This is a genomic window from Micromonospora globispora (genome assembly GCF_003857015.1).
GTDB classification, from domain to species: Bacteria; Actinomycetota; Actinomycetes; order Mycobacteriales; family Micromonosporaceae; genus Micromonospora; species Micromonospora globispora.
On sequence record NZ_QGGF01000137.1, the window covers coordinates 1 to 6,129 of the forward strand.

3 protein-coding genes are annotated in these 6,129 nt (G+C 72.4%); all 3 read left to right on the plus strand.

From position 1 onward, the window contains the following. Nucleotides 1-99: 99 nt before the first annotated feature. The 3 genes from DKL51_RS04925 (at nucleotide 100) to DKL51_RS04935 (ending at nucleotide 5,522) form a co-directional block, all read left to right on the plus strand. Entirely contained in the window at nucleotides 100-1,899 is a 1,800-nt protein-coding gene (locus DKL51_RS04925) for a VirB4 family type IV secretion system protein (RefSeq protein WP_109965569.1), read from the plus strand. Between the two features lie 77 nt (nucleotides 1,900-1,976). Then, the gene (locus tag DKL51_RS04930) at nucleotides 1,977-4,400 is read left to right on the plus strand and encodes a type IV secretory system conjugative DNA transfer family protein (RefSeq protein WP_423790584.1); all 2,424 of its coding nucleotides are present in this window, start codon (nucleotides 1,977-1,979) and stop codon (nucleotides 4,398-4,400) included. 255 nt (nucleotides 4,401-4,655) lie between these two features. Further along, nucleotides 4,656-5,522: a replication-relaxation family protein gene (locus tag DKL51_RS04935; protein ID WP_243420769.1), complete on the plus strand. Its 867-nt coding sequence runs from the start codon at nucleotides 4,656-4,658 to the stop codon at nucleotides 5,520-5,522. The last annotated feature ends 607 nt before the right edge of the window (nucleotides 5,523-6,129 follow it).

The following is a 6,129-nucleotide window of genomic DNA, read 5'->3' on the forward strand; positions in this document are numbered from 1 at the left end:
CTACCGGCCACCCCGCCCCGGCGGCCTGGCCGCCCCCGACACCGTGATCCGTGGCCCGGCTCCCGACAGCCGCCCCATACGCAGAGAGAAGCGATCGAGATGAGAAACCGCAACCGCCCCCGCACCCCTACCGACAACGGCCGCCAGTCCGCTGGGCTGGCGGCCACCGTCGCACCGGCGTCGCTCGAGGTGACCCCGCGGATGTTGCGCGTCGGGGACGGGTACGCCGCGACCCTCGTGGTGACCGGCTACCCGGCCGAGGTCGGCCCGGCCTGGCTTGAACCACTGCTGTCCTGGCCGGGCCGCCTGGACCTCGCCCTGCACATCGAGCCGATGCCCGCTCCGGTGGCGGCGTCCCGGCTGCGCAACCAGCGGGCCCGCTTCGAGTCCTCGAGGCGGGCCGACGCCGAGCGGGGCAAGCTGTCCGACCCCTACGTGGAGGCCGCCGCGGACGACGCCGCCGACCTCGCCGAACGCCTCGCCCGCGGCGCGGCGAAGCTGTTCCGCGTCGGCCTGTACCTCACAGTGCACGCCCGCACCGAGGAGGAGTTGCTGGACGCGTGCGCGCAGGTCAAGGCCGCCGCCGCGTCCACCCTGATCGAGGTGCAACCGGCCACCTGGCGGCACCTCGCCGGGTGGACCACCACCCTGCCCCTGGCCACGGACTCGCTGCAGATGCTGCGCACCATGGACACCACCGCCCTCGCGGCCGCGTTCCCCCTCGCCAGCGCCGACCTGCCCGCGCCGCTGCCCGGTGACCCGCCCGCCGAGGGCGGGGTCCTCTACGGAGTCAACCCGGACTCCGGAGGGATCGTGTGGTGGGACCGGTGGGCGCAGGAAAACCACAACTGCGTGGTCCTGGCCCGCTCCGGCGCCGGCAAGAGCTACTTCGTCAAGCTGGAGATCCTGCGCAACCTCTACCAGCGGGTGCAGGTGGCGGTGATCGACCCCGAGGAGGAGTACCTGCGCCTGGCCGACGCGGTCGGCGGCACGATCGTCCGCCTCGGCGTGCACGGGGTGAAGATCAACCCGTTCGACCTGCCGGCCGGCGACACTCGCCCGGATGTGCTGACCCGTCGCGGGTTGTTCCTGCACACGCTGATCAACGTCCTACTCGGCCAGCAGCCGCCACCGGCGGAACGCGCCGCGCTGGACCGGGCGATCCTGGCCGTCTACCGGACCGCTGGCATCACCGCCGACCCCGCCACCCACCACCGCCCCGCCCCTCTGCTGCGCGACCTCGCCGCCGCCCTTCGGGCTGGCGAGGACCAGGCCGCCCGGCAGCTCGCGGCTCGGCTCGCCCCGTGGGTCGAGGGATCGTTCTCCGACCTGTTCGACGGGCCGACCACGACCCGCCCGGACGGGCACCTGGTGGTGTGGTCGCTGCGGCACCTCGCCGACGAGCTGCGCACCGTCGGCACCCTCCTAGCGTTGGACGCGATCTGGCGCAGCGTCGACGCCGTCGACCCGGCGCGGCTGGCCACCCGCCGGCTCGTCGTGGTCGACGAGGCGTGGCTGCTCATGCGCGACGGTGAGGGAGCCCGGTTCCTGTTCCGCATGTCCAAGGCCGCCCGCAAGCGCCACGCCGGCCTGACCGTCATCACCCAGGACGTCGCCGACGTCCTCGGCACCGACCTCGGCCAAGCCGTCGTCGCCAACGCCGCCACCCAGGTGCTGCTCAAGCAGGCCCCGCAGGCCATCGACGCCATCGGCGACGCGTTCGGCCTCACCGCCGGGGAACGGCGACTGCTGCTCGCCGCCCGCGTCGGCCAAGGGCTGCTGATCTCCGGCACCAACCGCAGCAGCTTCGAGGCCATCTCCTCCGACGCCGAGCACCTGCTGTGCACGACCCGGCCTGCGGACCTAGCCGACCTCGACGACGAGGAGGACGACCTGTGAGGCCACCAGAAGCCCTGTCGTTGCTCGTATCGCCGTCACCGGCGCCCGGCCCGCCCGGGCCGGGCGCCGGCCTCATCGTGCCGGCGACCGGACCCAGCCGCTGGGTCGCCGACGCTGCCAACTGGGCGGTGCAACGGCCGTGGCTGCTCGCGGTGGCCGCCGCAGGGTTCATCGCCTACGTCGCCGGCCGCAACCTGCTCGATCTGTGGCGGCACCGCCGGCACGCCGACAATGCCCGCACGGTGACGATCGCCCCGCCACCGCAGGTCGACGCCACCGGCGCCGCGGCGCTGTGGGCGAACCTGGCCGGCACCCTTACCCCGTCCCGCCGGCGCCGGCTGCTCTACGGCAGCCCGCACGTGGTGTGGCAGTACACGTGGACCGGGCGGCGGCTGCTGATCTCGATCTGGGTGCCGGGCACCGTGCCGCAGGGTGCGGTCGAGGCGGCGGTGCGGGCCGCATGGCCCGGCGCCGCGACCACCACGCAGGCGGCAGGCCCGCCGATCCCGCTCGAGGTGCGTGCCGCGGTGGGCGGGCATCTCCTGCCCACCGCCGCCGAATGGCTGCCGCTGGCGACCGATCATGACAACGATCCGCTGCGGGCGCTGATGTCCGCCGGATCCGGACTCAAGGCCAACGAGCATGCCTGCGTGCAGGTCCTCGCCCGCCCCGCCACGCCCCGCCGTGCGGCACGGGCGCGGCGGGCTGCCGGGCGGCTGCGTGACGGCAAGGCCGCCGTCCCGATGATCCATCCGGCGGCGCCGCTGCTGTGGCTGATCGAGCTGTTCCTTCCTGCTCGCAGCGGCGGCTCCTGGTCGACCGTCCCGGCAGGACGCCGCGACCCGGGCGTCGAGCGGGACCTGCGGGCGATCCTGGACAAGACCTCCCACCCGCTGTGGCAGACCGGCATCCGCTACGCCGTCGCCAAGAACAGCCAGCGCAGCGGAACCGACCCGCAGGGCCGGCTACGGGCGGTGGCGGACGCGGTCGCCTCCAGTTTCGCCGTCTACGCCGGCCGCAACCGGCTCGCGCACCGGGCCCGCATGTCCTCGCCGGTCGCGGTCCTTGACCGCCGTCGCCTCGGTGCGGGGTTCCTGACCTCGACGCCGGAGCTGGCCGCGCTCGCCGCGTTGCCGCGGGACCTGGCCGTGCCCGGCCTGGACAGGGCGCGGGCGAAGTCCATGCCCGCCCCGGTGGTCGTGCCCACCGGCGGTCGCGGCGTGAAGGTCCTCGGTGACGCGGAGGTCGGCGGGCACGCCGTGGCCCTAGCGGTGGCGGATGCGAGGTATCACACGCACGTGATCGGATCCACGGGCTCCGGGAAGACGACGCTGCTGGTCAACATGGCCGTCGACGACATCACAGCGGGTCGCGGGATGGTGGTCATCGACCCGCACGGCGACATGGTCCTGGACATCCTCGACCGGCTCCCCGCCAGCGTCGCGGACCGGGTGGTGCTGTTCGACCCCGACCAGCCCAACCCGCCGACGCTGAACCCGCTGTCCGGCGACGATCCCGACCTGGTGGTCGACAACCTCGTGTCGATCTTCGGGAACATCTTCGCCAAGGCGTGGGGGCCCCGGATGGACGACGTGATGCGGGTGGCCTGCCTGACCCTGCTGCGCCACGCCAACGTCACCCTCCAACACATCCCGCCCTTGTTGAACTCGGCGCAGTTCCGGTCGGCGATGACCGTCGGCCTCGACGACCCGGCCGGGCTGTCCGGGTTCTGGCAGTGGTACGACGAGCTCAACCCCGCCCTGCGCTCCCAGGTCATCGGGCCCGTCCTGGCCCGCCTGCGGGCGTTCCTGCTGCGGGATTTCGTCAAGCGCACCATGCGCTACCCGCGCTCCAGCTTCGACATGGGCAAGGTCCTCGACGGCGGTGTCCTGCTGGTGCGCATCCCCAAGGGCACCCTGGGCGAGGACACCAGCAAGCTGCTCGGCTCCCTCGTCCTCGCGCAGGTGTGGCAGGCCGCCACCGCCCGGGCGAAGACCTCGCCCGAGCGTCGCCGGGACGCGACCCTGATCATCGACGAGGCGCAGAACTTCCTCACCCTCGCCAACTCGCTGGACACGATGCTCGCCGAGGCCCGCAAGTACCGGCTGTCCCTCGTCCTGTCCCACCAGGACCTCGCGCAGTTCCCCCGCGACCTGCTCGCCGCCGCCTCCGCCAACGCCCGCAACAAGATCTACTTCTCGTGCGCGCCGGAGGACGCTCGCGTTCTCGCACGGCACACGCTGCCCGAACTCGACGAGCACGACCTGACCCACCTCGACGCCTACACCGCCGTCGCTCGCCTCGTGGTCGACGGCCGCCAGACACCGGCGTTCACCATGAAGACGCGTGCACCCAAGCCGGTCGTCGGGGAGGCCACCGCCATTCGGCGGGTTGCTGCGGGGTCGGTGCCCGCCCAGGACACCAGCGCCATCGACGACCTTGTCGAGCAGTACTCGCGGCGAAGCGACCAGGCCTCTCGAAGCAACAGCCGCCGACGCTAGAGCGACCCTCACAGGCCGGTCACCCGCGCCGCATCGTCTGTCGGTGCCAGGGCTCGGGGTTTCCGCGTGTCCTTCCACGCGGCCTTCAGCCGCCCTTCACCGGGGCTCACCCCTGGTGGGGCAGCCACTCCCGGCCGGTTGCCTGTCAGGGCAGCACACGGCCCGTGACCGCCAGCGGCTGCTGTCGCCGCCAGTTCCCGACACCCTCCCCACAGGAGGGTCCAGTTCCTTCTACCTCCCCCAAGGAGAACGCTCGTGTCCCGCTCCCTCCTACGCGACCGGTTCGCCCATCTCCGCAGGCTCACCCTGCGCGATCGCCAGCTTCTGGCATGGCTCGCGGAGCATTACGTCCTGTCCGCCGGCCAGATCACCCAGGCGTTGTTCCCGTCAGCCCGTTCCGCGCGTCTGCGCCTGGCGACCTTGTACTCCATCGAGGCAGTCAGCCGGTTCGTCGATGTGACCACCGGTGACCGGCAATACCTCTACACCCTCGGCCCGCTGGGCATGCTCGTGCACCCCACCACGTTCCACGACCCCGACCACCCTGACGCCCGCGCACCGCGCACCAGCTTCGACCGGGTCGCGCGGATCGTCGGAAGCCGCAACCTGCGGCATCTGCTCGGCACGAACCAGCTGTTCGTCGACCTGATCGAACACACCCGCAGCCACCACGACACGCACCTGCGACGGTGGTGGTCGGAACAACACGCCACCGCCGCCTTCGCGATCGCCGGCATCCGCCCCGACGGGCACGGCATCTGGTCCGTTGACGGCCGCACGGTCGGGTTCTTCCTCGAGCACGACAACGCCACCGAGCCCCTCGGCACGGTGCTGGCGAAGCTGCGCGCCTACAGCCGGCTCGCCGAGTTCGGCCCCAGGTATCCGGTGCTGTTGCGCGTGCCGGGCCGCCGCCGCGAAGCCCACCTCCTCGACGCCCTCACCGGCGTGCCCACCGCCATGCCCGTGGCCGTCGGCGTCCACGACGAGCACCCCGCCGGACCCTCCTGGACCCTCGCCGCGGACCCGGGCCTGCGCCGGTGGCTTCACGAGCTGCCCAGCGACCACGGCCCCGCGAACCCGGCGACCAACCCCCACCGCTACATCGAGGACATCGACGGCTGACACCCCCCGGCGCCGCTCTCACAGCCCAGGTCAGCACGCCTGTCGTTGCCTTGCCAGCAGCAAGCCCGACGCTGCCCACGGACTGTGACTGTCAGACCACAAGATCATCTGTGAGTGCGTGCGATTCTCACAGAGCCACCGGAACAGGGCCTGCCGACGGCCTTAAGAACTGTCACACCGCAGGTCAACGCCCCTCCTCCCTGATCCTGCGGGCAAAAAGGCGCTGTGAGAGCCGGTCTCTACCGTCGTCGGCAACACCTTCACCTCAGTTCTCGCTCCACCCGGTTCGGTCCCACCAAGGGATCCCTCGCCGCATCCCAGCGGTGCGCCACGCCCACCCGCTTCGGCCGGTCGGCACGCGCCCCGCGCGGCGACCCAAGGTCGCACCAACCACCCGCGCCACCCCTCCCCCGCTCTTCCTGACCCGACCCATCCACCTGGTGGACCGGTCATCTCTGCGCGCCGTCTGCGCGCCCCGGACAAGGAGGAACCCACCATGGCCCCAACCGTCAACGGCACTCCGCTGACCCGCCACGGCAGCCGTGTGCCAGCCCTGCCCGTCACGCCGGCCCCCACCCGGGCCGCCAGCCAACCGGCGAAGCCACAC